At 48.4% G+C, this 26583-nt stretch carries 23 protein-coding genes, 1 tRNA gene, 1 other RNA gene and 1 pseudogene; 15 read left to right on the top strand and 11 right to left on the bottom strand.

Annotated elements, in window-relative coordinates; translation table 11 throughout:
* Nucleotides 1-31: 31 nt before the first annotated feature.
* A complete protein-coding gene (galU, locus tag DSM2777_RS10180) occupies nucleotides 32-943 on the bottom strand; it encodes a UTP--glucose-1-phosphate uridylyltransferase GalU (protein ID WP_061553879.1) in 912 nt (303 codons plus the stop codon).
* Between the two features lie 213 nt (nucleotides 944-1156).
* On the bottom strand, nucleotides 1157-2176 hold the full coding sequence (gene rssB, locus DSM2777_RS10175; RefSeq protein WP_061553878.1) for a two-component system response regulator RssB: 1020 nt from the start codon (nucleotides 2174-2176) through the stop codon (nucleotides 1157-1159).
* 244 nt (nucleotides 2177-2420) lie between these two features.
* On the opposite strand from rssB, the gene DSM2777_RS10170 reads away from it, so the two are divergent.
* The 7 genes and pseudogenes from DSM2777_RS10170 (at nucleotide 2421) to DSM2777_RS10135 (ending at nucleotide 6303) form a co-directional block, all read left to right on the top strand.
* On the top strand, nucleotides 2421-2915 hold the full coding sequence (locus DSM2777_RS10170; RefSeq protein ID WP_061553877.1) for a YchJ family protein: 495 nt from the start codon (nucleotides 2421-2423) through the stop codon (nucleotides 2913-2915).
* Nucleotides 2916-2957: 42 nt separating this feature from the next.
* Nucleotides 2958-3806, top strand: a pseudogene (purU, locus tag DSM2777_RS10165) (formyltetrahydrofolate deformylase).
* A 154-nt stretch (nucleotides 3807-3960) separates the two neighbouring features.
* Nucleotides 3961-4045: transfer RNA gene (locus DSM2777_RS10155), tRNA-Tyr, on the top strand.
* Between the two features lie 40 nt (nucleotides 4046-4085).
* A non-coding RNA gene (locus DSM2777_RS10150) (RtT sRNA) lies at nucleotides 4086-4213 on the top strand.
* A 167-nt stretch (nucleotides 4214-4380) separates the two neighbouring features.
* Complete coding sequence (locus DSM2777_RS10145) at nucleotides 4381-4950, top strand: LOG family protein (RefSeq protein WP_061553874.1); 570 nt, start codon at nucleotides 4381-4383, stop codon at nucleotides 4948-4950.
* Between the two features lie 106 nt (nucleotides 4951-5056).
* The gene (gene xthA, locus DSM2777_RS10140) at nucleotides 5057-5866 is read left to right on the top strand and encodes an exodeoxyribonuclease III (protein WP_061553873.1); all 810 of its coding nucleotides are present in this window, start codon (nucleotides 5057-5059) and stop codon (nucleotides 5864-5866) included.
* Nucleotides 5867-5871: 5 nt separating this feature from the next.
* Entirely contained in the window at nucleotides 5872-6303 is a 432-nt protein-coding gene (locus DSM2777_RS10135) for a pyrimidine (deoxy)nucleoside triphosphate diphosphatase (RefSeq protein ID WP_061553872.1), read from the top strand.
* Nucleotides 6304-6404: 101 nt separating this feature from the next.
* On the opposite strand, the gene DSM2777_RS10130 is transcribed toward DSM2777_RS10135, so the two are convergent.
* The 5 genes from DSM2777_RS10130 to DSM2777_RS10110 form a co-directional block, all read right to left on the bottom strand.
* On the bottom strand, nucleotides 6405-6707 hold the full coding sequence (locus DSM2777_RS10130; RefSeq protein ID WP_061553871.1) for a DUF1496 domain-containing protein: 303 nt from the start codon (nucleotides 6705-6707) through the stop codon (nucleotides 6405-6407).
* Nucleotides 6704-8623, bottom strand: a complete 1920-nt coding sequence (locus tag DSM2777_RS10125; RefSeq protein WP_046457683.1) for a DNA topoisomerase III — start codon at nucleotides 8621-8623, stop codon at nucleotides 6704-6706. Before DSM2777_RS10125 ends, DSM2777_RS10130 begins: the two co-directional genes overlap by 4 nt.
* Entirely contained in the window at nucleotides 8623-9756 is a 1134-nt protein-coding gene (gene mnmH / locus DSM2777_RS10120) for a tRNA 2-selenouridine(34) synthase MnmH (RefSeq protein ID WP_061553870.1), read from the bottom strand. Before mnmH ends, DSM2777_RS10125 begins: the two co-directional genes overlap by 1 nt.
* Nucleotides 9756-10799 carry a selenide, water dikinase SelD gene (gene selD, locus DSM2777_RS10115; protein ID WP_061553869.1) on the bottom strand — a complete coding sequence of 348 codons (1044 nt, stop codon included), beginning with the start codon at nucleotides 10797-10799 and terminating at the stop codon, nucleotides 9756-9758. Before selD ends, mnmH begins: the two co-directional genes overlap by 1 nt.
* A gap of 223 nt (nucleotides 10800-11022) precedes the next feature.
* Nucleotides 11023-11571, bottom strand: coding sequence for an NAD(P)H nitroreductase (locus DSM2777_RS10110; protein ID WP_043493056.1), 549 nt, complete (start codon nucleotides 11569-11571; stop codon nucleotides 11023-11025).
* A gap of 295 nt (nucleotides 11572-11866) precedes the next feature.
* Between DSM2777_RS10110 and sppA the strand changes: the two genes are divergently transcribed.
* From sppA to pncA, 3 genes are all read left to right on the top strand, one after another.
* Complete coding sequence (sppA, locus tag DSM2777_RS10105; protein ID WP_061553868.1) at nucleotides 11867-13717, top strand: signal peptide peptidase SppA; 1851 nt, start codon at nucleotides 11867-11869, stop codon at nucleotides 13715-13717.
* Nucleotides 13718-13895: 178 nt separating this feature from the next.
* On the top strand, nucleotides 13896-14912 hold the full coding sequence (ansA, locus tag DSM2777_RS10100) for an asparaginase (protein ID WP_061553867.1): 1017 nt from the start codon (nucleotides 13896-13898) through the stop codon (nucleotides 14910-14912).
* 24 nt (nucleotides 14913-14936) lie between these two features.
* On the top strand, nucleotides 14937-15566 hold the full coding sequence (pncA, locus tag DSM2777_RS10095) for a bifunctional nicotinamidase/pyrazinamidase (RefSeq protein ID WP_061553866.1): 630 nt from the start codon (nucleotides 14937-14939) through the stop codon (nucleotides 15564-15566).
* A 113-nt stretch (nucleotides 15567-15679) separates the two neighbouring features.
* Here the strand turns inward: pncA and DSM2777_RS10090 are convergent, their stop codons facing one another.
* Both DSM2777_RS10090 and msrB read right to left on the bottom strand, forming a co-directional pair.
* Nucleotides 15680-15955, bottom strand: a complete 276-nt coding sequence (locus DSM2777_RS10090) for a YeaC family protein (RefSeq protein ID WP_046457690.1) — start codon at nucleotides 15953-15955, stop codon at nucleotides 15680-15682.
* Nucleotides 15956-16032: 77 nt separating this feature from the next.
* Entirely contained in the window at nucleotides 16033-16446 is a 414-nt protein-coding gene (msrB, locus tag DSM2777_RS10085; RefSeq protein WP_025802027.1) for a peptide-methionine (R)-S-oxide reductase MsrB, read from the bottom strand.
* 357 nt (nucleotides 16447-16803) lie between these two features.
* Between msrB and gapA the strand changes: the two genes are divergently transcribed.
* Both gapA and DSM2777_RS10075 read left to right on the top strand, forming a co-directional pair.
* Nucleotides 16804-17799 (top strand): glyceraldehyde-3-phosphate dehydrogenase, encoded by a 996-nt coding sequence (gapA, locus tag DSM2777_RS10080; RefSeq protein ID WP_038502170.1) that lies wholly within the window; start codon nucleotides 16804-16806, stop codon nucleotides 17797-17799.
* 101 nt (nucleotides 17800-17900) lie between these two features.
* Nucleotides 17901-18773, top strand: coding sequence for a D-hexose-6-phosphate mutarotase (locus DSM2777_RS10075; RefSeq protein ID WP_061555374.1), 873 nt, complete (start codon nucleotides 17901-17903; stop codon nucleotides 18771-18773).
* 85 nt (nucleotides 18774-18858) lie between these two features.
* On the opposite strand, the gene DSM2777_RS10070 is transcribed toward DSM2777_RS10075, so the two are convergent.
* On the bottom strand, nucleotides 18859-19602 hold the full coding sequence (locus tag DSM2777_RS10070; protein ID WP_046457691.1) for a MipA/OmpV family protein: 744 nt from the start codon (nucleotides 19600-19602) through the stop codon (nucleotides 18859-18861).
* Nucleotides 19603-20076: 474 nt separating this feature from the next.
* Between DSM2777_RS10070 and DSM2777_RS10065 the strand changes: the two genes are divergently transcribed.
* From DSM2777_RS10065 to DSM2777_RS10055, 3 genes are all read left to right on the top strand, one after another.
* A complete protein-coding gene (locus tag DSM2777_RS10065) occupies nucleotides 20077-22011 on the top strand; it encodes a PrkA family serine protein kinase (protein ID WP_025802022.1) in 1935 nt (644 codons plus the stop codon).
* A 106-nt stretch (nucleotides 22012-22117) separates the two neighbouring features.
* Entirely contained in the window at nucleotides 22118-23395 is a 1278-nt protein-coding gene (locus DSM2777_RS10060; protein ID WP_061553865.1) for a YeaH/YhbH family protein, read from the top strand.
* Nucleotides 23396-23581: 186 nt separating this feature from the next.
* The gene (locus DSM2777_RS10055; protein WP_046457693.1) at nucleotides 23582-25357 is read left to right on the top strand and encodes an ABC transporter ATP-binding protein/permease; all 1776 of its coding nucleotides are present in this window, start codon (nucleotides 23582-23584) and stop codon (nucleotides 25355-25357) included.
* 76 nt (nucleotides 25358-25433) lie between these two features.
* Here DSM2777_RS10055 and ompC read toward each other — a convergent pair whose 3' ends face one another.
* Nucleotides 25434-26537 (bottom strand): porin OmpC, encoded by a 1104-nt coding sequence (gene ompC / locus DSM2777_RS10050; protein ID WP_061553864.1) that lies wholly within the window; start codon nucleotides 26535-26537, stop codon nucleotides 25434-25436.
* Nucleotides 26538-26583: the final 46 nt, after the last annotated feature.

The following is a 26583-nucleotide window of genomic DNA, read 5'->3' as shown; positions in this document are numbered from 1 at the left end:
CTTTACGAAACGTCTTTACACATAATGGTTTTTAATCGTTCAAATCTAACGACTTCAGCCACGTAGTGAATTCTTTACCTAATGAAGCGTGACGCATGCCATATTCAACAAACGCCTGCATGTAACCCATTTTATTCCCACAGCCATGGCTCAACCCTTTCAGGTGATAAGCCTCAACGGTTTCTTTCTTCATTAACATCGCAATCGCATCTGTTAATTGGATTTCTTCGCCTGCGCCTGGAGGAGTTTTAGACAGTAGCGGCCAAATCTCAGGAGAAAGGACGTAACGGCCTACAATAGACAAGTTGGACGGTGCCTTATCGCGTGCAGGCTTCTCAACGACGGCTTTCATCGGAGTGCTCTCACCCGCTTTCAGCTCTACGCCGCTGCAGTCCGCGACGCCGTAATTAGAAACATCTTCCATCGGCACTGGCTCAACCATAATCTGGCTATGGCCTGTCGCTTCGTAGCGAGACAGCATTTCGCTCAAATTGTCTTTGCTCAGGTCAGAAGTGTACTCATCCAAAATGACGTCTGGCAGGATAACGGCAAATGGCTCATCGCCAACCAGTGGATGCGCGCACAGGATAGCGTGGCCTAAGCCTTTCGCTAACCCCTGACGAACTTGCATGATGGTGACATGCTTAGGACAAATAGACTGCACTTCAGCCAGAAGCTGACGCTTGACGCGTTTTTCCAGCATGGCTTCTAATTCAAAACTGGTGTCGAAATGGTTTTCGATAGAGTTTTTCGAAGAATGTGTAACCAGAATAATCTCGTTAATCCCTGCGGCAATACACTCATTCACAACATATTGAATCAGTGGCTTATCAACCAACGGCAACATTTCTTTTGGAATGGCTTTGGTGGCTGGCAACATACGTGTTCCAAGCCCTGCTACAGGTATAACCGCTTTTCTGATTTTTCTTACTGACGTTGACATACAACCTCTCTAATCGTTTAGCTCCGTGTTCATATCCATTTTACTTGGCGGATATGAATGCTAATTTCCAGCGCGAGTATACCAGTTCGTAATTTGTGCGCATTAAATTCAAAGTAATTACAAGCCGATTGAAGATATTCCAAGCAACTGACCGTTTAGATTAATAACAACTCATTAACTAATTAAATTAAAAAGCAGATAAAACTGAAAAAATCAGTGCTGCGGTGAAGTTAGCATTAAACGTAGATGCCCACCGGCTCCCCAGATTTGGCTTTGCCAATGACTACAGCGCTGGCTCACCTGATTGATATGAATTGACCCCATAGTGCCTAAAGGCACACCGCTGTTTAGCTGGTTCTGATTATCGCCCGCATGAATTTTGGCATGCAAACCGGCTGAGACAAGAATGAGGTTCTGTTGCTGGACATGATAATACCCAGCCAGCAATGGAAACTGCCCTTCCAAGTTTGCCTGACGCAACAGCTGATTAACCTGTTTAAGAATGGTCGACATTTGGGGCAAACGCAACTCTTGGTGAGCCAGTTGCTCTTGGAGTAATCCATTAAAAATTGCCCGCACCATGAGCGCCGCTAGAATGCCATTTTCACCCGCCCGTGAAACATCTAAACAATAGAAGGCCAAATCTTTACTGGATAACGGAGCAATATCTAATACCAAGCCTGAATTATTCAGCGAAGTGAGCTGCCGATAATTAACCTTACAACCACAAATGGTTTGTTGAACCGGTGGTTGTAGCTGTTTAAGTAAACGCGCCGCATATTCAGGATCTTGGCTTAATAGCTCCCAGTCATGGATAAACTCGTCTTTTTCTAAGGCCGGAGATTCGAATAGATCGGGATAAAAGCAGGATAAAAGTGTTTCTTGCAATCTGCTGAGATCGGTTATTGGCTTGAGCAACACGTCACGAACACCAAGACGCATCGCATTCGCCACGTCAGCCATTTCTTCGGTCGCAGAAATCACGACGACCGGCGTTTGAAAACCCCGTTCTCTTAATCGTTTAATAAACTCGATCCCACCCATTTCTGGCATCGCGAGATCGCAAAGAATTGCGTCTGGAGTGAACTCATCCAGAAAACCTAAGGCCTCGATTCCATTGGCAGCTTCTTGAACCAAAGCGCCTTGGGATTGGAGGTAGCCGGCAAGTACACAGCGAAAGACGGGATCGTCTTCAACGATCATTACTCGCTTACTTTCCAGTGGCAGCGCCATTAAGAACCTCCTTTCACTAGTGCTCCTTCTATTTTGGCTCAATATGCGGCCTTGTGCTGCATAGATATTTCTGGAATGACGCGTTTTGCGCGCTATTACGCACATTTAACTAAAAGGTCTATTCGTTACAATTATTTATTAGCGGGCGATTCAGAATATTATCTCAGCCGCACTCCTTCATAGCGGCTGAGATAAGGATTCGATACCATAGCCCCAATTCGTCTTTCGATAAGGTTCGACCATCATGATCCCTGCACCACACACACAGCTTGATAGCCACTCACCTTGCCCATGTCAAAGCGGCAATATGTTTGCCCAATGCTGCGAGCCTATTATTAATGGACAACGTATAGCCGCAGCTCCCGAACAACTGATGCGCTCACGCTATACCGCCTATGTGATGCGTAACGCCGATTATCTGGTGAATACCTGGCATCCAGAATGCGGAATGGACAAACAGCGCGCTGCGATTGAAGAAAGTTTTGCGGATACCGAGTGGCTAGGGTTAACGATTGTCAAAACTGCCAGTGGTAAAAACAGCGACGAAGGTTTTGTTGAATTCTTCGCGCGCTACCATTCTGATGCCGAGAATCAAAATAATTCGATTCATGAATGTTCGCGCTTTATTCGTTTGGATCAACGTTGGTATTATGTGGATGGAACCAAACCGCAAGTCGGCAGAAACGATCCCTGCCCATGTGGTTCCGGCAAAAAATATAAGAAATGCTGTGGCCAATAAGGTCATCGGCAATAATAAAATATCTAGACAGGAAACCAACACATGTCACAACCCGTTATTCAGCGCAAAGTCCTCCGCACCATCTGCCCAGATGCCAAGGGACTCATCGCCAAGATCACCAACATTTGCTACAAGCATCAGCTCAATATCATTCAGAATAATGAATTCGTTGACCATCTCACCGGTCGTTTTTTCATGCGTACAGAGCTGGAGGGTATTTTCAACGATGAGACGCTGCTGGCCGATCTGGATGGTGCGCTGCCTTCAGGCTCTGAGCGTGAGCTTACCGTATCAGGCCGTCAACGCATTGTGGTGCTTGTCACCAAAGAAGCACACTGCCTTGGCGACCTACTGATGAAAAGCGCCTTTGGGGGCTTAGACGTTGAGATTGCGGCGGTAATTGGCAACCACCCGACGTTGCAATCACTGGTTGAACGTTTTGATATTCCCTTCGCGTTGGTCAGCCACGAAGGCATCTCGCGTGAAGAACATGACGCCGCCATGGTGGCTGAAATTAAAAAGCATGCACCAGACTACGTGGTGTTAGCGAAATATATGCGAATATTAACGCCTGAGTTCATCAGCCACTTCCCAAACTAAATTATTAATATTCACCACTCTTTCCTTCCGGCTTTCATTGGCGCGCGCCCTTATCACCAAGCCTATGAGCGCGGTGTGAAAATTATCGGTGCAACCGCGCACTTCGTTAATAACGATCTGGATGAAGGCCCAATCATCATGCAGGACGTTATTAACGTCGACCATACTTATACCGCCGATGAAATGATGCGAGCGGGGCGCGACGTTGAAAAAAATGTGCTTAGTCGCGCACTCTATCGCGTGCTGGCACAGCGAGTATTTGTTTATGGGAATCGTACAGTTATATTCTGATTGACGGTTTTTTCTCTGCTTTTTGTTCACACAAAAGGCGTTAAGTGCAAAAAAACGGCAAACAAAATATTTTTTACCTCCCAATGCTTTACAGCGCGGCGCGATTTGTTATTATGCGCCCCGCTTCCGGTGATAACGGAGCGATTAAAAATCTGGTGGGGTTCCCGAGCGGCCAAAGGGAGCAGACTGTAAATCTGCCGTCTCAGACTTCGAAGGTTCGAATCCTTCCCCCACCACCATCCTTTCTTAGCTTCACAATCCCAAACAAATACAAAAATCGCATATTCCCCATGGGGAAGGTCGAGAACCTTCGATTAAGGTTCGAGTTGAGCGCAGCGAAACAACGTCGCTTGCGAGGGCCTGTAGGGCGAAGAGCGCAGCGATGAGTCATCCTTCCCCCACCACCATCCTTTCTTAGCCTCACAATCCCAAACAAATACAAAAATCGCATATCCCCCACGGGGAAAATCTTCGATTATGATTTCAATATAATTTTCTGTTCTCCATCATCTCCTTGAATTCCTGACACCAATCCGCTATACCACTGCTTTTCTCTTCAGCACTAGGGTATGTCATGCGTAACAATATCTGCGTTTTTTGCGGCGCCAGTGAAGGCACTCATCCAGCCTATTCCGATGCAGCTAAACGGCTCGGCCGTACACTTGCGCAGCAAGGTCGTCGGTTAATCTATGGTGGTGGCAGTAAAGGGCTCATGGGCGTGTTAGCCAATGCGGTACTTGAAGCCGGTGGCGAAGTGCATGGCGTCATACCACAGCGTTTAGTGGAAGCGGAAACCGCGCACTACGGCCTAACCTCGCTGGATATTGTTCCCGATATGCATACCCGTAAAGCACGCATGGCTGAACTGCCTGATGGGTTTATCGCCCTGCCCGGCGGCATAGGAACCTTAGAAGAATTATTCGAAATCTGGACGTGGAGCCAAATCGGCTACCACAATAAGCCGATCGCGCTCATGGACGTTGCAGGCTATTACCAAAAACTTATCGAATTTCTACGCTACAGCGCCCAACAGGGTTTTGTTCGCCAACAGTATGTCGATACGCTCGTTTGTTTAGAAGATCCTGCGGTAATCCTGAAAGAATTCGATCACTATCAACCACATAATTTGAACCGTTGGGCATAGTGGCTGCCCCTGATTTTTGAATTGATAGGCTTTCTGCTACTATTCATTCACAACTGTTGTTTAACAACGCTTTGTTAACCAGAACGCTTCAATATGGCCTGCACTTATGAAATTTATCTCTTTTAATATCAATGGACTGCGTGCCCGTCCACATCAACTTGAAGCCATCATCGCAAAACATCAGCCCGATGTGATTGGCCTGCAAGAAACAAAAGTTCACGATGATATGTTCCCACTGGCTGATTTAGAGCATCTGGGATATCACATTTTCTATCATGGCCAAAAAGGTCATTACGGCGTGGCTTTGCTGACGAAGGAAAAACCATTGGCGGTACGCAAAGGCTTTCCGACCGATGAAGAAGATGCTCAGCGTCGTATCATCATGGCCGATATTGCAACGCCGACCGGCGTGCTCACGGTGATCAACGGTTATTTCCCGCAAGGCGAAAGCCGTGACCACCCTATCAAATTCCCAGCGAAAACTAAGTTCTATCAAGATTTGCAGAACTATCTTGAGTCTGAACAGACACCTGCGGGACAAGTGATCGTGATGGGTGACGTAAACATTAGCCCAACCGATGATGATATTGGTATCGGCGAAGAAAACCGTAAGCGCTGGTTACGTACTGGGAAATGTTCATTCTTGCCAGAAGAGCGTGAATGGATGGATCGCCTGAAAAACTGGGGGCTCATTGATACCTATCGCCAAGCCAACCCTGGACGCAACGATCAGTTCTCGTGGTTTGACTATCGCTCGAAAGGCTTTGATGACAACCGCGGACTGCGCATAGATTTAGTTTTGGCAAGCCAACCGCTCGCTGAAAAATGCATCGACACCGGTATCGATTACGAAATTCGCGGCATGGAAAAGCCGTCTGATCATGCCCCAATTTGGGCTGAGTTTAAGCTGGCGTGATAGAAATGACCGCACCTCATAATACGATCGATGTTGTTGCCGCCATAATTGAGTCTCGAGGCAAAATCTTGTTAGCCCAACGAGGGGCGAATAAAGATCAAGCTGGTTTGTGGGAATTTCCCGGCGGTAAGGTTGAGATGGGAGAAACCCAGCCTGAGGCGCTGTGCCGTGAGTTGGCAGAAGAGTTGTCGGTCAGATGCAGCGTGGCAGATTATGTCGCCAGCAGCACGCTGAGGCTTGAGAATAAAACTATCCATCTGCATGCTTGGCGTGTGCAGCATACCGAGGGTGAATTCATCGCCAACGAACATGCCGCATTGGTATGGGTAACGCCGCAGCAAGCCGAGTCTTATGATTTGGCACCGGCGGATATTCCTCTACTACACGCCTATCAACAGAAGCTAGCGCGGTTATCGCAACACGATGATGAGGCGTAAATAAGTAAAAAGGCCAGTGCTAAACGCTGGCCTTTTTACTTTCAATTGCCCAGCCTAAATAATCTTGGGCTTTTTTGCAGCGGCTCGTTAACGTAGTGGCATTAATCTTTTTTCAACACAACCCATCTGAGATTATTGGTGCTCAATACATTTTTATCCGCTGAACACTGCAATAACACCCCTTCGGCCTTCACCACCGCGCCTTCTGAATAACTGCGATTATCATAAATACAGCAGCGTGGGCAGTTCACATTGCTGTCGTTATTACTATAGCCATTGCTGTTATTCAGAATTTCGGGAGAAACTGGCACCACGACATCAATGCCATTGTTGCGATTTGCCATCGCCATGGCGCTGAGCAGTACCAACGGCAATACCCAGAATCCTATCGTTATCTTTTTCATGCCTTGTTCTCCTTTGCTTTTGGCTTATATTTTCGCTTGGCGCTTTTTTCAGCCGCCGGAGGTAAACCGCGAAATGCCTGAGGATTTCGATTACTTCTCGCCTGATCGATTAACTGATACAACGTGCCCACCAGCGGCTGCATAAAATCCTGATAGCGGCGGTTTTTTTCACTGATTTGAGTCAGAGTAGCTTCCCAATCTGCGGTCATGTCGGGCCGGGCAGCAATTTCAGGCAAACAGTGGATTAGCGCTCTTCCCGCTTCTGACGAATGTATATAGCGACCCTTTTTGTACAAAAATGTACGCCGGAACAATAATTCTATAATTCCGGCACGCGTTGCTTCAGTACCTAAACCATCGGTCGCTCGTAGGATTTTCTTTAGCTCTTTATCTTGCACAAAACGCGCAATACCCGTCATCGCCGATAATAACGTGGCATCGGTGAACGGACGCGGGGGCTGAGTTTGGCGTTCCATCAGCTCACCTTTCTCGCACAGCAGCTCGTCACCCTTGGCAACAACCGGCAGCGGAGAACCTTCATCCTCATCATCTCGCTCTTTGGCACCCAGCAATGCTCGCCAGCCAGCTTCAGCAAGGAAGCGCGCTTTGGCAACAAACTTACCGTTGGCAATATCCAAATCGATAACGCATTTACGGTACATGGCATCCGGACAAAACTGCATCAGATACTGACGCGCTACCAACGTGTAAATTTTGCGTTCATCGTCGCTTAAATTGATATTACCAGCACGCGCGGTCGGGATAATCGCATGGTGAGCATCAACCTTTTTATCATCCCAGCAACGATTGCGTCTGTCGGGATCAACGGCGGCAACCTGCTGTAGTTCGGGAACATGAGAAGCAATTGCGTTCATTACGGCATGTCGCCCGGCAAAATGCTCTTCAGGCAAATAGCGGCTATCCGATCGAGGATAGGTAATCAGTTTATGGGTTTCATACAGCCGCTGGCAAAGATCCAGCACCTGCTGAGCACTTAGGTTAAAACGCTTAGCGGCTTCAATTTGTAGCGCTGAAAGCGAGAACGGCAGCGGCGCGGTTTCTGATTCCCGTTTATCATTATAACCGGTGACAATGGCTGGCTGACCTTCAATCCGTTTGATGACGTGCTCAGCCAGCGCCTTATTCAGCAAACGCCCCTCTTCATCCTGATGAGGCTCGCACGATTCACTCGGTATCCACATTGCTGTAAAACGCTCTTCGGCAGGCGTTACGATGTGGGCTTTAACTTCGTAGAAGTCCTTACTGACGAAATTTTCAATCTCTTCGTCACGACGCACCACCAAGCCTAATACCGGCGTTTGCACACGACCTACCGACAGCACGCCGTTATAGCCCGCATTGCGGCCTAAAATGGTGTAAGCACGAGTCATGTTGATGCCGTATAGCCAATCTGCGCGCGAACGAGCCAGCGCGGATACGCACAGCGGGATAAATTCACGGTTATCACGCAACCGCGAAACCGCACGCTCTACCGCCTGTGGGTTTAAGTCATTGATCAGACAGCGCTGTACGGTTTGACGTTTTTCTGGCGCCAGTTCTAGGTAATCTAAAACCTCATCCACCAGCAACTGTCCTTCGCGATCGGGGTCTCCTGCGTGAATAACTTGCTGGGCATCACCCAGCAATCGTTTAATCACGTTGAGCTGTTTGGCAACAGAAGGCTTAGGCTTGAGTTGCCATTTTTCCGGCACAATCGGCAGATCGGCTAAGTTCCAGCGCGCATAGCGCGTGTCATAAGCATCTGGCTCTGCTTGTTCAAGCAAATGACCAATACACCACGTGACAGTGTCACCTGAACCACAAGAGATATACCCGTCACCACGTCGATGAGGTTTTGGCAGCACATCGGCAATCGCGCGTGCCAGGCTTGGTTTTTCCGCAATAAACAGACGCATCAGTCACCGTAAGTCTGGCTGGTCGCCAATAAATAGTCCTTAACTTCCGAATAATTGCCTCGGAAGACAATACGCTCCGCTTTCTTTTCCAGTTGATAGCGGTACATCGGGTCATAATATTCTTGCAACAGCGGCACCAGCCACGCGAGATGCCCATCGCTGATACGCGTTTCACTTTGCTGAATAAGCGCCTGCTCTAGATAGAGTTTAAGTTTAGTATAACGTTCCATACCCAAGCGCTTGCGGATCGCAAACAGGCCGTGATGCAAGTATTCAACGTAATTATTCCAACCTAATTCTCGTCCGTAGGCACGTTCAAACTCAACGCGCATCAGGTCAATGTACTCTTCCTGCAATCGGACGATGCGTGTTTCGAAAGGATCGTCCACCACCGCAACCGGCGCTTTTTGCATTTGATCATAAAAACAGATCGGCAGATGATTTGAGCCAATAATTCGCCCTTCATCTTCAAGAAACCAATGGCGTATGCCTTGATCTTGTTTCTTGAGTAAATCCACGGCTAGACGGTTTTCAAAATCGATCTGGCTGCTTTGCTTGACCAAAGTGCGGCCAAACGATGAGCCACGATGGTGGGCAACACCTTCTAAATCGATACCCGCCGCCAGTTCTCGCAGCATACGGGTTTTACCACTGCCGGTATTGCCACCAATAAGCACCATTGGCAGCAATGATGCTTGCTCGGTGGCTTTCATCGCAAAGGTGCGCAGTGCTTTATAACCACCCTCAATAAGAGGATAGTCTACCCCGCTTTCATGCAGCCACTGCTGAACAATATGTGAACGTAACCCACCGCGAAAACAATAAATATAGCCTTCGGGGTGACGAGCACATTGTTCGCGCCATGCGGCAAGGCGGGCATCACGCACCGCGCCATAAACCAGTTCATTACCCAGTTTAATCGCGGCATCTTGTCCATGCTGTTTGTAACAGATGCCAACGGCTTCGCGCTCGCTGTCTAACATAAGCGGCAGATTTTGCGCGCAGGGAAATGCCCCCTGAGCGAACTCAACGGGGGCACGAACGTCAATTAAGGGGATATCATCAACCAAAATACGGTGGTAATCCACGCCGTTGGCTCGCGAGTTAACGCGTGGATTGAGCGGCAAAACCATTACTGCACCTCAATCAGAGGCTGTTCTGGCTGGCGCGGATGGAGCTCACCGATGGCCGTTAGCGTCAGTCCAAAGCGATTGGCTACGTCTTGGATCTGAGCTTCTCCTTCGGGTAACACTGCCAACAATAAGCCGCCGGAGGTTTGCGGATCGCACAGTAATTTGCGCTGCAAATCCGTCATTTCCCCCACCAGATGACCGTAGCTTTCAAAGTTACGACCTGTACCGCCCGGCACGCAACCTTCATTGATGTAGCTTTCGACATCAGGCAGTTTCGGTATTTGATCAAACCAGATGGTGGCTTGTAAACCTGAACCTTGGCAAATTTCGCTCAGATGCCCCAGCAGGCCGAAGCCCGTTACATCGGTCATCGCCGTAACGCCTGCAATGTCGGCGAAGTCTGCGCCCGGCTTATTGAGCTGACACATTGTCTCAGTGGCAACGCCCTGATGTTCTGGACGCAGCTTGCTTTTTTTCTCAGCGGTGGTTAATACGCCGATACCGAGCGGTTTGGTCAGATAGAGCTTACAGCCTGCCTGAGCCGCGCTGTTTTTCTTCACGCGATCGGTGCTCACCATACCGGTGACGGCTAAGCCAAAAATCGGCTCCGGCGCGTCAATGGAATGACCACCCGCCAGCGAAATACCGGCCTGTTGGCAAACAAAACGCCCGCCCTCAATCACCTGCTGGGCGATTTCTGGTGCAAGCTTATCTACCGGCCAACCGAGGATCGCAATCGCCATAATCGGTTTTCCGCCCATCGCATAGATATCACTAATCGCGTTGGTGGCGGCTATACGGCCAAAATCAAAGGGATCGTCAACGATCGGCATAAAGAAATCGGTGGTACTGATGATCCCGACCCCGTTACCGATGTCATAAACGGCGGCATCGTCACGCGTTTCGTTACCAACCAACAGGTTCGGATCAACAAATTTAGCGTGTTCGCTGTGCAGAATAGTTTCTAACACTTTAGGGGAGATCTTACATCCACATCCCGCCCCATGGCTGTACTGAGTCAAACGAATGGCTGGCGCAGTCATATCTACTCCTTTCCATCTAATTTATGGGTGCTATGTTAGCGCTTGAAGCCGAACTTAGTAAGGGAGTGAAGGAAATACCGGAAAGATCTGTGGAATAAATCGCGTGATTGCGCAGTAAACCAGCAAAATAGTTTTCTGCTTAAGATTTTTGGTGGCTATCGCAAGATAACTTTCACTCTGCGGCAAGCCTTTCGCTACGCGGCAGAGTGAAAATGGCTAGCGCTTAAAAGGCGCTGACGAACTGGCTGCTGTCGAGCGGTGCTACACGCGGAGACTTCAGCTGTGGCGTTCCGAGATACAGGAATCCAACGATTTCATCTTGCTCGCGACAGCCAAAGGCCTCACGAACTTTCTCATCGCTCGTCCACTTTCCGGTACGCCAAATACCGTTAAATCCTTGTGCCTGCGCCGCCATTTGCATGGCCATAACGGCACAACATGCTGAAGCCACCTGCTCCCAATGTGGGACCTTGGTTTCCGTATTGCAGTGGGCTACAACGGTAATAATCAACGGCGCACGGAATGGTGCATTTTTTGCTTTCTCAATGCCCTTTTCATCTAGCTGTTCTTCCACGGCAATGCCATGCAATAACGCGCTCAAACGCTCCTGACCTTCACCTTCAACGGTGATAAAGCGCCACGGCTGCAAGGTTCCATGGTCTGGCGCACGTAAGCCCGCTTGATAAATGGCTTCTAACGCATCACCGGTTGGTGCTGGTGCGGTCAAACGTGAAGCCGAACGGCGTTGTAATAATATTTCCAGCGCATCCATAACGATCTCCGAAATTATGCTGTTTTCTAATTGATAATTGTTATCAACATTATCACGATTTGTTAACCTAGACATTATCGTTTTTGCATCATGAGCCGCGCTATCAGCAGTTATCATGTAAAAAGCAAAAGTAATAAGAACCATTTATGGTTGTTACACTAAAATACGGCGCAGCAACTCTAACTCTGGCATAGTGCGAGAATCGCAAAATGCTGATGTTTTTAAAAACTGATATTCTTAAAAAAATACGGTCATAAGCAAGACATAAGACAACCCAATTTTATATGGAGAGCACATGCACTTTTTGTGGAGATGCATTTCAGGCGTATTTCGATGGACTTGGCGGATACTGAATTTTATCCGCGAGTTTATTTTGAACGTATTCCTGATCCTACTGATTTTGGTTTGTGTGGGAATTTACTTCCAGATGCAAACCAAACCTGTTGAACCGGTTAAAGGCGCCCTGCTGGTTAATCTGACCGGCGTTGTGGTCGATAACCCTGCCATCAGCAACAAATTTAGCCAGATAGGCAGAGAGTTGCTGGGCGCAAGTAGCAATCGCCTACAGGAAAACTCACTGTTTGACGTGGTCGATATGATCCGTCAGGCCAAGACCGACCCAAATATCACCGGCATGGTGCTGTCCCTCAATGATTTTGCCGGTGCAGATCAGCCTTCGCTGCAATATATGGGTAAAGCGCTGCGTGAATTCCGCGACAGCGGTAAGCCGATTTTTGCCACTGCCGATAGCTATAGCCAAGCCCAGTATTATTTGGCGAGCTATGCCAACAAAATCTATCTGTCACCGCAGGGCGTGGTCGATCTGCACGGTATGGCGACCAATAACCTTTACTACAAAACCTTGCTCGATAAGCTTAAGGTCAGCACGCACATTTTCCGCGTTGGAACATATAAATCTGCGGTTGAGCCGATGATCCGCGACGATATGTCACCAGCGGCACGCGATGCGGATAACGAGTGGCTTAGCGGTATGTGGAACAACTACGTCGCAACCGTTGCCGCAAACCGTCAGATCACCGCTGAACAGCTGTTCCCTGGCGCGGAAGGCGTATTGAAAGGTCTACAGGCTGCGGGTGGCGATACCGCCAAATATGCGCTCGATAATAAACTGGTTGATGGGTTAGCTTCACGTTCAGACGTTGAAAATCTGTTTACCAAAGCCTTTGGCTGGAATAAAACCACCAAAGATTTCAGCGCTATCAGCATGTATGACTATACCCCACCGGCTGAGAAGAAAAGCGGGAGTGAAATCGCCGTTATCTTCGCCGATGGTGCCATTATGGATGGCGAAGCAACGCCAGGTAACGTCGGTGGCGACACCACTGCGAACCAGATCCGCGATGCGCGTTTAAATCCGAAAATTAAAGCCATTGTTCTACGCGTAAACAGTCCTGGCGGTAGCGTTTCTGCCTCCGAAGTTATTCGTTCTGAACTCGCTGCTGCACGCGCTGCGGGCAAACCAGTGGTGGTTTCCATGGGTGGACTCGCCGCTTCTGGCGGTTACTGGATCTCCACACCGGCTAACTACATCGTCGCGAGCCCAAGCACATTAACCGGTTCTATCGGTATTTTCGGTGTGATTAACACCTTCGAAAATACGCTCGATAGCATTGGCGTTCATACCGACGGCGTGGCGACTTCGCCATTGGCTGACCTCACGGTCACCAAAGCGCTGCCTGAAGCTTTCTCGCAGATGATGCAAATCAACATTGAGAACGGCTATAAAAACTTCATCACGCTGGTGGCCAAAGCGCGTAACAAAACCCCAGAGCAGGTAGATGCTATCGCTCAAGGCCGTGTGTGGTTGGGTACTGATGCGAAGAAAAATGGTTTAGTTGACCAGTTGGGTGATTTCGACGACGCCGTCACCAAAGCGGCAGAGCTTGCCAAGTTGAAAACTTACCAGCTGAACTGGTTTGTTGAAGATCCAAGCTTTGGACAGATGGTGTTAGGGCAGTTAACTGGTTCGGTACAAGCGGCGTTACCTTCTGCGGTACGCGCCATGCTGCCAGAGTCTTTGGTGCGTATTTCTGCGCTGCTGAAAGATAAAACTGACTGGATGGCCACCTTGAACGATCCACAAAACCGCTATGCGCTGTGCATGAGCTGCGGTGATGTGAAGTAAAAATAGAGAAGTAACAATAGAGAAATAAAATGCGGGCCCACCAAATTGATTAAGCCATTATTCTGGTTTATCGGCTTGGTGGGCTTTTTTTATTTGGCGTTAGCCCTATAATCCACTCCATCTATAGGCCATTGCGCTTAATCCACCGCGAAAATCTCGCCACACAGAATCCTAAGCCATGCAGAAAAAATCTATTTACGTAGCCTACACCGGCGGTACCATCGGCATGCAGCGTTCAGAGAATGGCTACATTCCTGTTTCAGGTCATTTGCAGCGTCAGTTGGCCTTGATGCCGGAGTTCCATCGTCCTGAAATGCCTGACTTCACGCTTCATGCCTACGAGCCGTTGATCGATTCCTCGGATATGACGCCGGAAGACTGGCAGCATATTGCGAATGACATTGAAGCCAACTACGACAAATATGATGGTTTCGTGATCCTGCATGGCACCGACACCATGGCATTCACCGCTTCTGCGCTGTCGTTTATGCTCGAAAACCTCGCGAAGCCGGTGATTGTTACCGGCTCTCAGATCCCGCTGGCGGAGCTGCGCTCAGATGGGCAAACCAATTTGCTCAATGCGCTGTATCTGGCCGCTAACTATCCGATTAACGAAGTTTCGCTATTCTTCAACAACAAGCTGTTTCGTGGCAACCGCACGACCAAAGCGCACGCTGACGGGTTTGATGCTTTTGCATCGCCTAACTACCCGATGTTGCTTGAGGTAGGAATTAATATCCGCCGTATTGCGCCACTGATGACTCAGTTGCATAACGCGCCGCTCAAGGTTCATCAAATTACGCCGCAGCCGATTGGTGTGGTGACGATTTATCCCGGCATTTCAGCTGACGTAGTGCGTAACTTTTTGCGCCAGCCGGTCAAGGCACTGATCCTGCGCTCTTACGGCGTGGGTAACGCTCCGCAAAAAGCCGATTTGCTGGCAGAATTGCAGGAAGCCTCAGATCGTGGGATCGTGGTGGTTAACCTGACCCAATGCATTTCAGGCCGCGTTAATATGGAAGGTTACGCCACGGGAAATGCGCTGGCTCATGCGGGCGTAATCAGCGGTTTCGACATGACGGTTGAAGCGGCGCTAACAAAACTGCACTATCTGTTGTGCCAAAATCTCAGCCCTGAGCAAATTCGCGAACTGATGAAACAGGATCTTCGCGGAGAGCTGAGCATCACCGACTAAGAAAGATAAAAGAAGGAACTGCCAATGTCAGCCGCATTATTGCTTATTGATTTACAGAATGACTTTTGCCCGCAGGGCGCACTGGCAGTCTCCGAAGGCGATCGGGTAATTCCTATCGCTTTGAATGCAATTAAACAAGCACAACAAAATAGCGTGCCTGTTATTGCGACTCAGGATTGGCATCCCGCGCAGCACGGTAGTTTTGCCAGCCAGTCTGGGGGAAAAATTGGTGAGATGGGTGAGCTGGCAGGCTTAGAACAAATTTGGTGGCCCGATCACTGCGTTCAAGGTTCTGAGGGGGCTGAGTTTCATCCATTGCTGAATGCCGCCCATTTCGATCACATCGTGCATAAAGGCACCGATGCCTCTATCGATAGCTACAGCGCTTTTTTTGACAATGGTCGCAGAGCCTCAACCGAGTTGCATCACTGGCTGCAAAGACATCAAATCGACACGCTCTACATGATGGGGCTAGCTACGGATTACTGCGTAAAATACTCCGTGATGGATGCGCTGCATCTGGGGTATCGCGTGGTGGTAATTACCGACGGGTGCCGCGGCGTCAATATCAAGCCTGAAGACAGCAAAATTGCACTCCAGCAGATGCAAACGCTTGGCGCAACATTGATGACATTAAGCGACGTTAGATTCTAAAACCTTTATTCTCTTGCACAGGGCGGATGACAACCAACGCTTCCGCCCTATCGCTCTCAAGCCACCACACTCTGTCACCTGAAAAATGCCGCCTGAATAACCTGAATAAATAGTTATGCTTCAGGCTTTATGCGAATAATGGCATCGCGCTCAAAGCCTTTCTTAAAGTCCTGCTTACTTTTCATTTCAATTTGCCCCTGCATGTTGATGCTCATGTGCTGAGGATCGGTGTTATGGCGCGACTGCCACAGCATCACCATTTGCAGACTGTTTTCTTTTTGCTCTGGAGTCAAACTCACGCCGTCCGGCCATTTTCCGAGTTCAACCGCGGTTACCAAGCGTTGATAAATTTCTGGCGTCATCGCCGATAGCAAATCATCAAGTTCCATTTTAAACCTCGCTTAAGATGCACTTTGCTGAATCGTTTCTTCTGCGCTATAATAAGCACATAGAAAAGAATTTGTTGTTAGCCCTGAGTCTGTTTACCGGAGTCTTCATCGGTGAAGCTAAGCGATGCAGAGTTCACGCAATAGCGGTCACCGGTAGGCTGTGGTCCATCAGGGAAAACATGGCCAAGATGCGCATCACAGTGAGCGCAGCGAATTTCAGTACGCTGCATGCCGTGTGAATTGTCTTCAAGGTAGCGGATAGCCTCCGCGCTAACGGGCTGGTAGAAGCTAGGCCAGCCGCAGCCAGAATCGTATTTGCTGTTTGAGTAGAACAGTGGACTGTTACAACACAGGCAGTGATAAATGCCTTCTTGTTTATTGTGTAACAGTTTACCGCTAAAAGGCGGCTCAGTGCCCCGCTGTTGTGTGACGTAGCGTTGCATTTCAGTTAAGTCATTCGGGTGTTGTGCAGAGAAATCGTCTTTAGCCATTTGTGCGTTCTCGAAGAGTTGTTTTTGGTTATCATTGATCACTTTTTTTGGCGATTAATTATAACAAACAGTTAACAACGGTTCAGCCAAATTTGGTCTAAACTGTTTAGCGAATCGGCGGCAGCCTCATTTTTGTGATGAGTATCACAAATGAAAGTCGAGATGGCTTGAGACTCAGATGACTGCCCCCATGTATAATCCGAAACAGAGTGTTAAATGGAAGCGTGTGATATGTGCTCAGCCAAGGCTTCGCTTTGATTTACAGCAATAATTGACACGATTCCGCTTGACGCTTTATAAGGTTTTTGTAATTTTACAAGCAACCTTTTATTCACTAACCAATAGCTGGTGGAATATATGACTATCAAAGTAGGTATCAACGGTTTTGGCCGTATCGGCCGTATTGTTTTCCGTGCTGCTCAAGAACGTTCTGACATCGAAATCGTTGCAATCAACGACCTGTTAGACGCTGAGTATATGGCTTACATGCTGAAGTACGACTCTACTCACGGTCGTTTCAACGGCACTGTTGAAGTTAAAGATGGCCACCTGGTCGTTAACGGCAAAACAATCCGTGTTACCGCAGAACGTGATCCGGCTAACCTGAAATGGAACGAAGTCAACGTTGACGTTGTTGCTGAAGCAACTGGTCTGTTCCTGACTGACGAAACTGCACGTAAGCACATCGCTGCTGGTGCTAAGAAAGTCGTTCTGACTGGTCCTTCTAAAGACAACACCCCAATGTTCGTAATGGGTGTTAACGATAAGACTTATGCTGGCCAAGATATCGTTTCTAACGCATCTTGCACCACTAACTGCCTGGCTCCACTGGCTAAAGTTCTGAACGACAAGTTCGGCATCGTTGAAGCACTGATGACTACCGTTCATGCGACTACCGCAACTCAGAAAACCGTTGATGGCCCGTCTCACAAAGACTGGCGCGGCGGCCGCGGCGCATCCCAGAACATCATTCCTTCATCTACCGGTGCTGCTAAAGCTGTAGGTAAAGTAATCCCAGAACTGAACGGCAAACTGACTGGTATGGCGTTCCGCGTTCCTACCCCTAACGTTTCTGTTGTTGACCTGACTGCTCGTATCGAGAAGAAAGCAACTTACAAAGAAATCTGTGCTGCAATGAAAGCTGCGTCTGAAGGCGAGCTGAAAGGCGTACTGGGTTACACCGAAGATGACGTAGTTTCTACTGACTTCAACGGCGAAGTTTGCACTTCAGTATTCGATGCTAAAGCTGGTATCGCGCTGAACGACAACTTTGTGAAACTGGTTTCTTGGTACGATAACGAAACTGGCTACTCAAACAAAGTTCTGGATCTGATCGCTCACATCTCTAAATAATTTAGCGATGAGAAGTTGATGAGAGGGCGACATTTATGTCGCCCTTTTTTTTGGTTTTTTGCACCTAGCATATGAAGGCCAATCTGATGTCACAACAAAATTTGTCTGAAAAAATCTTTACCCTGCCCGTTCAAGAACAAATCACTCCGTACATTTCTCAACGCCAAATCGACGAACTTCCTGTTGTCGTCGTTAATCATCCTAAAGTTCGTGCCGCTGTCACCTTGCAAGGCGCACATTTGCTCTCATGGCAACCTTCTGGCGAGAAACCTGTACTGTGGTTGAGCAGCGAAACCGCGTTCAAAAACAGCGTAGCGATTCGCGGGGGTATTCCTATCTGCTGGCCTTGGTTTGGCCCTGCTGGTCAGCCTGCGCACGGTTTTGCCCGTAACCTGCCTTGGACACTCACCGCGCATGATGAAGATGAAAGCGGCGTGATCTTAACGTTCACTCTTGAACAAAGCGCTGAAAGCAAAAAACATTGGCCGCATGACTTCTGCCTGATTGCACGATTCAAACTTGGTGAAGTATGCGAAATGGAATTGGAGTCTCACGGTGAATACGAATATGCCGCTGCACTTCATACCTATTTCAATATCGGCGACATCACCCAGATTGACGTCAGTGGCTTGGGCTCGCCATACATTGATAAAGTCAATCCAGGCACCGGCGAACAGCAAGGCAATTTGACCTTTGCAACGCGCACAGACCGTATCTATACCAAGCCTGAACCATTTAGCGTCATCACGGACAAAGCCTTACAGCGCGTGATTGAGGTGCATCACCATAACAATACTGATGTCGTGGCATGGAACCCGTGGTCTGAGCTTTCTGTGAGCATGGCCGATATGCCTAACGATGGTTACAAAACCATGGTTTGTGTTGAAACCGCGCATGTCACAAGCCCAATGAAAGCCTCCGCGAATGCCCCGTCACGACTTTCCGTGACGCTGCGCGCGCGCCCTCTGCGCTAATCTCCACGTTGCCGCTTAGCGCTAATTTAAGCGTATAAAAAAGGGACGCTTATGCGTCCCTCATTTTCAACAACTCAGCCAATGCTTAGAAGGTGTAAGTCACACCCGTCCACAGCAAGCCAGTGTAGCTCTTATCAATCATTGGGCTATCTTTCACTTCATCGCTCAGGCGGATATAACGCCCGGTGAAGAACGCATTCCAGTTGCTATTAATCTGGTAGCGAGCCGTTAACTCAACATACGGATTCCAGCTATCGCTTGCGGTATAGCGTTTGTAACCACTGCGGTTTGATTCGCTACCGCTCACGCCAAAGTAATAATCATTTTGGTTAGAGCTGTTCCACGTCACACCCGCGCCCGGTGTAAATGACCAGTCTCCGGCTGTAATTGGGAACAAATAAGCGGCATCGGCGATCAAACCGTTGCTGTTATCCAAAATATCACCGGCGAATGAGGTACGAATGGAGCCCCAGTCTTCTTTGTGAGTGTAAGCAACACCTGCCATCACGGTGGAGTGACGGTTGCTTAACTGCTTCATGTGGCGATCGTCGCTATCGCTTGCCTTGAAGTGTAATGGGTTATAAAAAGCCATCACGCTCAGTTGGTTCTGCTCATCTTTCCACAGGTAATAGCCGGCGGTCAGGCTGCGGAAGTAAAAATCATCACCTTCATAGTTAATGATCGGAACAGGATATACGCGATCGTTATTACCGCGATAAGGGTCTGGGCTGACTAACGCAGAAGCCCCCAAAGACCACGTTCCGGCCTGAGCGGCACTTGTAGCAGCCAACACGAGCAGCCCTAGCGTAGTTAATTTTAAAGTTTTCACGTTTATGTTTTGTCCCTAACTAAATAGTCTATAAACAACGCGCTGATTGTAGACCAAAAACTTGTTTTAAGTCGATTTTTTACAATTTATCAGGCAGTTTCGGAATCTTTACATCTGTCAAACAGGCTGCACCGAAACATAACTATTTTTTACCCTTCAGCGTCAACATCTGTCGTTGTACAAATGCCTTTAATAAATATTTGTTGTAGCGAATTCGGCGAAAATATTGGCAGCGTCAGATACTTTTTAGCACAAAGAGTAGATTTATCGCTTTTACACCACTCCTCCTCAGCATTTATATCTAAATGCTTTTCATAATGCCGATAAATTTTATACCAATCTTACCTGCCGGTAACTTGACCAACTGATGAAAGCCGCTCATAACAATATGGTAACAGTTTCAAAATTTTAACCCCCAAAATGAAGACTGTTACTTTTTTTGTTCCCAACCATTTTATCAGGACGGGCATCGCTATGAACATATTTGACCACTATCGCCAGCGTTATGAAGCTGCCAAGGACGAAGAGTTCACACTGCAGGATTTCCTTGCTATCTGCCGTCAGGATCGTAGCGCCTACGCGAACGCCGCTGAGCGTCTGCTTATGGCTATCGGCGAGCCTGCCATGATCGACACCGCGCTTGAATCACGCATGTCGCGTTTGTTCTCGAACCGGGTCATAGCCCGCTACCCTGCTTTTGAAGAATTCTATGGCATGGAAGAAGCCATCGAACAAATCGTGGCGTACCTCAAACACGCCGCGCAAGGTCTGGAAGAGAAAAAACAAATCCTGTATCTGCTGGGGCCGGTCGGTGGTGGTAAATCATCGCTGGCGGAACGTCTGAAAGCGTTAATGCAGCGCGTGCCTATCTATGTTCTCAGCGCCAACGGTGAACGTAGCCCGGTTAACGACCATCCACTGTGCCTGTTCAATCCACAGGAAGATGCCAATATTCTGAATAAAGAATACGGTATTCCTCCGCGCTATCTCGGCACCATCATGTCGCCGTGGGCAGCCAAACGCCTGCATGATTTTGGTGGGGACATTACCAAGTTTAAAGTAGTCAAAGTATGGCCATCTATTCTTGAACAGATCGCCATCGCTAAAACCGAACCTGGCGATGAGAATAACCAAGATATCTCTGCGCTGGTGGGTAAAGTTGATATTCGTAAACTGGAAAATCACGCCCAAAACGATCCTGATGCCTATGGGTATTCCGGCGCACTGTGCCGCGCAAACCAAGGGATGATGGAGTTCGTGGAAATGTTTAAGGCGCCAATTAAAGTGTTGCATCCGTTGCTAACCGCAACGCAGGAAGGCAACTATAACGGTACCGAAGGGATTTCCGCCCTGCCGTTCAGCGGCATCATTTTGGCGCACTCCAACGAATCGGAATGGGTAACGTTCCGTAATAACAAAAATAATGAGGCCTTCCTTGACCGTGTTTACATCGTCAAAGTGCCTTATTGCCTGCGCGTGTCTGAAGAGATGAAAATCTACGACAAGCTGCTGCGCAACAGCGAACTGGACCACGCACCGTGCGCGCCGGGTACGCTGGAAACGCTGTCACGCTTCTCTATTTTGTCTCGACTGAAAGAGCCGGAAAACTCCAGCATCTATTCAAAAATGCGGGTATACGACGGCGAGAGCCTGAAAGATACCGATCCGAAAGCCAAGTCCTATCAGGAATACCGCGATTACGCTGGCGTTGATGAAGGCATGAACGGGCTATCTACCCGTTTCGCGTTCAAAATTCTGTCACGCGTTTTCAACTTCGATCATAGCGAAGTAGCGGCTAACCCGGTTCACCTATTCTATGTGTTGGAACAGCAAGTTGAGCGCGAACAGTTCCCTCAGGACGTTGCAGAAAAATATCTGGAGCACCTGAAAGGCTATCTGATCCCGAAATACGTGGAGTTTATCGGCAAAGAAATTCAAACCGCCTACTTAGAATCTTATTCTGAGTACGGACAAAATATCTTTGACCGCTATGTCACGTATGCCGACTTCTGGATCCAGGATCAAGAATATCGCGATCCTGAAACCGGTCAGCTATTCGATCGTGAATCCTTAAATGCGGAACTGGAGAAAATTGAAAAACCAGCAGGCATTAGCAACCCGAAAGATTTCCGTAATGAAATCGTTAACTTCGTGCTGCGTGCCCGCGCTAATCACAACGGGCATAACCCAAATTGGACGAGCTACGAAAAACTGCGCACCGTTATCGAGAAGAAAATGTTCTCGAATACCGAGGAACTGCTGCCGGTTATTTCGTTTAATGCCAAAACCTCGACCGATGAACAGAAAAAACACGACGATTTTGTCGACCGTATGATGGAAAAAGGCTATACCCGCAAACAGGTTCGCCTGCTGTGCGAATGGTATCTGCGAGTAAGAAAATCATCATAATGCGCGTAACCAAAACCGCGTCGACCCAGCCGTCGACGCGGTTTACCCGAGTTGGCATACGGGAATTTACGGCGTATTTCAGACGGTAACGTCGTTTGGGGGAAATATGGCCTATTTCATTGATCGGCGACTAAACGGCAAAAATAAAAGCATGGTTAACCGCCAGCGCTTTTTACGCCGCTATAAGTCGCAAATAAAGCATTCTATCGCCGACGCCATCAATAAACGTTCGGTGACCGACGTTGAAAGCGGTGAGTCTGTTTCGATTCCCAATGAAGACATCAGTGAACCGATGTTTCATCAGGGACGCGGCGGCGAGCGCCATCGTGTCCACCCGGGCAACGATCACTTTGTGCAAAACGACCGCATCGAACGTCCGCAAGGCGGCGGAGCTGGCGGCGGAAGTGGTCAAGGTGAGGCCAGTAAAGACGGCGAAGGTGAAGATGAATTTGTCTTCCAGATATCGAAAGATGAATATCTCGATCTTTTGTTCGAAGATTTAGCGCTGCCAAACCTGCGCAAAAACCAATACAAACAGCTGACCGAATATAAAACCCATCGTTCGGGTTTTACCTCGAACGGCGTGCCTGCCAATATTAGCGTGGTGCGTTCGTTGCAAAATTCACTGGCGCGCCGCACTGCGATGACGGCGGGGAAACGGCGTGAGCTACATGAGCTCGAAAACGTACTTGAAGAGCTACGCCACAGCGAACCGGCACAGTTGCTGGAGGAAGAGCGTATCCGTAAAGAAATTGCGGATCTGCGCCAACGGATCGATAGGGTCCCATTCATTGACACTTTCGATCTGCGTTACAAGAACTATGAGCGCCGCCCTGAACCTTCCAGCCAAGCGGTGATGTTCTGCTTGATGGACGTGTCAGGCTCAATGGATCAAGCCACGAAGGATATGGCTAAGCGTTTTTATATCCTGCTCTATCTTTTCTTGAGCAGAACGTACAAAAACGTCGACGTGGTGTATATCCGTCACCATACGCAAGCCAAAGAAGTTGATGAACAGGAATTCTTCTACTCGCAGGAAACGGGCGGCACCATTGTGTCTAGCGCGCTTAAGCTCATGGATGAAATTGTGCGTGAACGTTACAACTCGGCAGAGTGGAACGTTTATGCCGCGCAGGCTTCCGACGGTGATAACTGGGCCGATGACTCACCGCTGTGCTCTGAGTTGTTAGCCAATAAGCTGCTGCCGCAGGTACGCTACTATAGCTACATTGAAATTACCCGCCGGGCGCATCAGACGCTGTGGCGTGAATACGAAGGGCTCAAACAGCGGTTTGAGAACTTCGCGATGCAGCATATCCGTGAACCTGATGATATCTACCCGGTGTTTAGAGAACTATTTCAGGCTCAAGTTAACAAAAACTAAGCAAACAACCTGAACCGCCAGCGAGATTTCCGTCCGCTGGCGGTTTTTTATTCTCTTCGTGCTGACACCTTCATTTACAACTGAACATTTGTGGGATTGTGCTGTCTGTCACAATCTAGACAACAGTTTTTTTGTCGCGTTTGTTTATCACTTTCAGTGTCACCATTGCATCAGGAATACCGTCTTATGCAGCAACCTCTTCACAGAACAACACACTGGTCAGAAGTGTGGCAATTGATTAAACCTTATTGGGTTTCTGAAGAAAAAGTCAGCGCCTGGACTCGCCTTATTGCGATCATCGCCCTCACGCTCGCTGGCGTGTATATCAATGTTTTGTTAAACGAATGGAATCGTGTTTTCTACGATGCGCTGCAAAACCGTAATTACGAAGTTTTCAAAGCGCAGCTAATACGCTTTAGCTATCTGGCGGTTATCTTTATCGTTATCGCGATTTATCGTATCTATCTGACTCAGGGCTTGCAGATGCTCTGGCGTCGTTGGATGACCGAAAAATACATGAGTAAATGGCTTTCACATCAAGCCTATTACCACACGGAAATTCAACAGACCATTGATAACCCCGATCAGCGTATTTCGCAGGATCTCAACGCGCTCACCAACGGCACACTCTCTTTAAGCCTCGGCCTGCTTTCCAGTCTGGTGACGCTGTTTTCGTTTATCGCCATATTATGGACGGTCAGCGGCTCCATCTCGTTCATGTTGAATGACCACCAGTTTGTTATCCCCGGTTATATGGTGTGGTTCGCCCTGCTCTATGCCGGTATGGGGTCAATTTTAATTTGGTGGATTGGGCGTCCGCTGGTGGGATTAAGTTTCGATCAAGAACGTTTCGAAGCAAACTTTCGTTTTGGCTTGATTCGAATCCGTGACAATGCCGATCCTATTGCGCTGTATCACGGTGAACAACAGGAAAAAAATCAGCTCAGCGGCCAGTTTGAAAACATTCGCGGCAACTGGTGGTCGATTATGCGCTTAACGAAGCGTCTGAATGTGGCCTCTACCTTTTACGATCAGTTTGCCAATATTTTCCCTATTCTGGTGGCTTCACCGCGCTATTTTGCCAACGCCATCCAGCTCGGTACGCTGATGCAGGTTGCTTCTGCGTTTGGACAGGTACAGGGAGCCCTTTCTTGGTTCATTGGTGCATTTACTGATTTGGCCTCGTGGAAAGCCTGTGTAAACCGTTTGGCGGGTTTTAACGCGGCAATAACTGCGATTGAGCAACATCCTAGTCATCTTTCTCACACGACCTGTGACGATCGTGATGATTCATTAGTTACGCGCGATCTCACCCTGAGCTTGCATCAAGGGCGCGAACTGTTCAGCCATGCCAATCTGCACGCACGCCGCGGAGATAAAATCTTAATCACAGGTCCTTCTGGCTGTGGGAAATCGACGCTGCTACGTGCCATTGCTGGCGTGTGGCCTTATGGGCATGGGGAAATTTCACAACCTCCTGCCGACCAACGCAGCGTGCTGTTTTTACCTCAGCGCAGTTATTTGCCCATTGGTACGCTGCGCGATGCATTGTGCTATCCGCAAAGCTCAGACGGTTATAGCGACGAAGAATTACAGCAGGTTTTAAAAGCCTGTCGCTTACATCATCTGCATCAGGCGTTAGACGTTCGCGCCAACTGGACTCATCAACTATCCCCTGGTGAGCAACAGCGTTTGTCATTTGCCCGCGCACTGGTGATAAAACCCGACGTGCTGTATCTGGATGAAGCCACCAGCGCACTGGATGAAGAAACTGAACAGCGTGTTTATCAACTGATCAACCAAATGCTGCCCGACACAACCTTGATCAGCGTCGCACACCGTAGCAGCGTGGCACCTTTCCATAATATTCGCTGGAAATTTGTTAAGCAGGCCGATGCCGACCAAGAAGAGATGTACTACTCTGCCCCATCCGTGATTGAAATTAGCTCGCTCAATCACTAAAAAAACCCGCATGCTGGCTTTCAGTATGCGGGGTTTATTCAATCCAAGAACACGTTAGTTCTAGACTCTCTATTTATTAGAACTGATAAACCAGCCCTAACGCCACTACGTCATCCGTATTCAAATTCAACGGGTTGTTGTCGTTTAGCTGGTTTATTTTGTAGTCCACAAACGCCGACATGTTTTTATTGAAGTAATAAGTGGCCGCCACATCGATATATTTCACTAAATCAGCATCGCCCACACCCTCAATATCCTTACCTTTGGATTGGATATATCCCAGTGACGGACGCAGACCAAAATCGAATTGATATTGCGCAATCACTTCTACGTTTTGCGTTTTATTAGCCAGCCCTTTCACGCTGGTATTAACTCCATTAATCACAGACGTACCTGATATTGGCGTCATATTGCGTGTTTCGGCATACATGGCAGCTAAGTAAACGTTATTAGCATCATATTTTAAGCCACCGGTCCAAGCATCGGCTTTATCGCCGTGACCAAATGCCGATGCCTGCTGCGCACGCGTGCGGTCTGAAGAGGCATACGCGCCACCGATAGAAATGCCGTCAACGATTTCATAGGTCGTCGATAACGAGTAGCCATCACCATTCTGTTTGGTAATGTCGCGATCGTTTTCATTTTTGCCTTGATACTGCAACGCAAAATTCAAGCCATCGACCAGACCAAAGAAATCACGATTTCGATAGGTTGCCAGACCGGTGCTACGCCCCGTCATGAAGTTATCGGCTTTGGTATAGCTGTCGCCACCGAACTCGGGGATCATATCCGTCCACGCTTCAACGTCATACAGCGCACCGTAGTTACGCCCATAGTCGAACGAACCAAACTCGCTAAATTTTAGTCCCGCAAAGCCTAAACGTGTTTTTGTTCCTGTCGCGCCATCGCTTTCTGCGCGGTTGGCGGCAATTTGATATTCCCACTGGCCAAAGCCCTGCATCATATCGGTGATCTGCGTAACGCCTTTGAATCCGAAACGCACATAGGACTGGTCGCCATCCACCGCATTATTGTCAGAAAGATAATGTTCAGCCTTCACACGACCATACATATCCAGCTTGTTGCCGTCTTTATTGTAAACTTCTGCTGCCTGCGAAACAGGTGTTGCCAGAGAAGCAACAGCCAATGTCATCATCATTGCCAACGCGCTTTTTTTCATTGTCTCATCCATCAATATTGTTATCTGCAATTACGTATTTTTTATG

It is taken from the genome of Obesumbacterium proteus (genome assembly GCF_001586165.1).
Classification (GTDB): Bacteria; Pseudomonadota; Gammaproteobacteria; order Enterobacterales; family Enterobacteriaceae; genus Hafnia; species Hafnia protea.
Note: the sequence above shows the minus strand (reverse complement) of the source record. Positions and strands in the feature narration are given on the sequence as shown.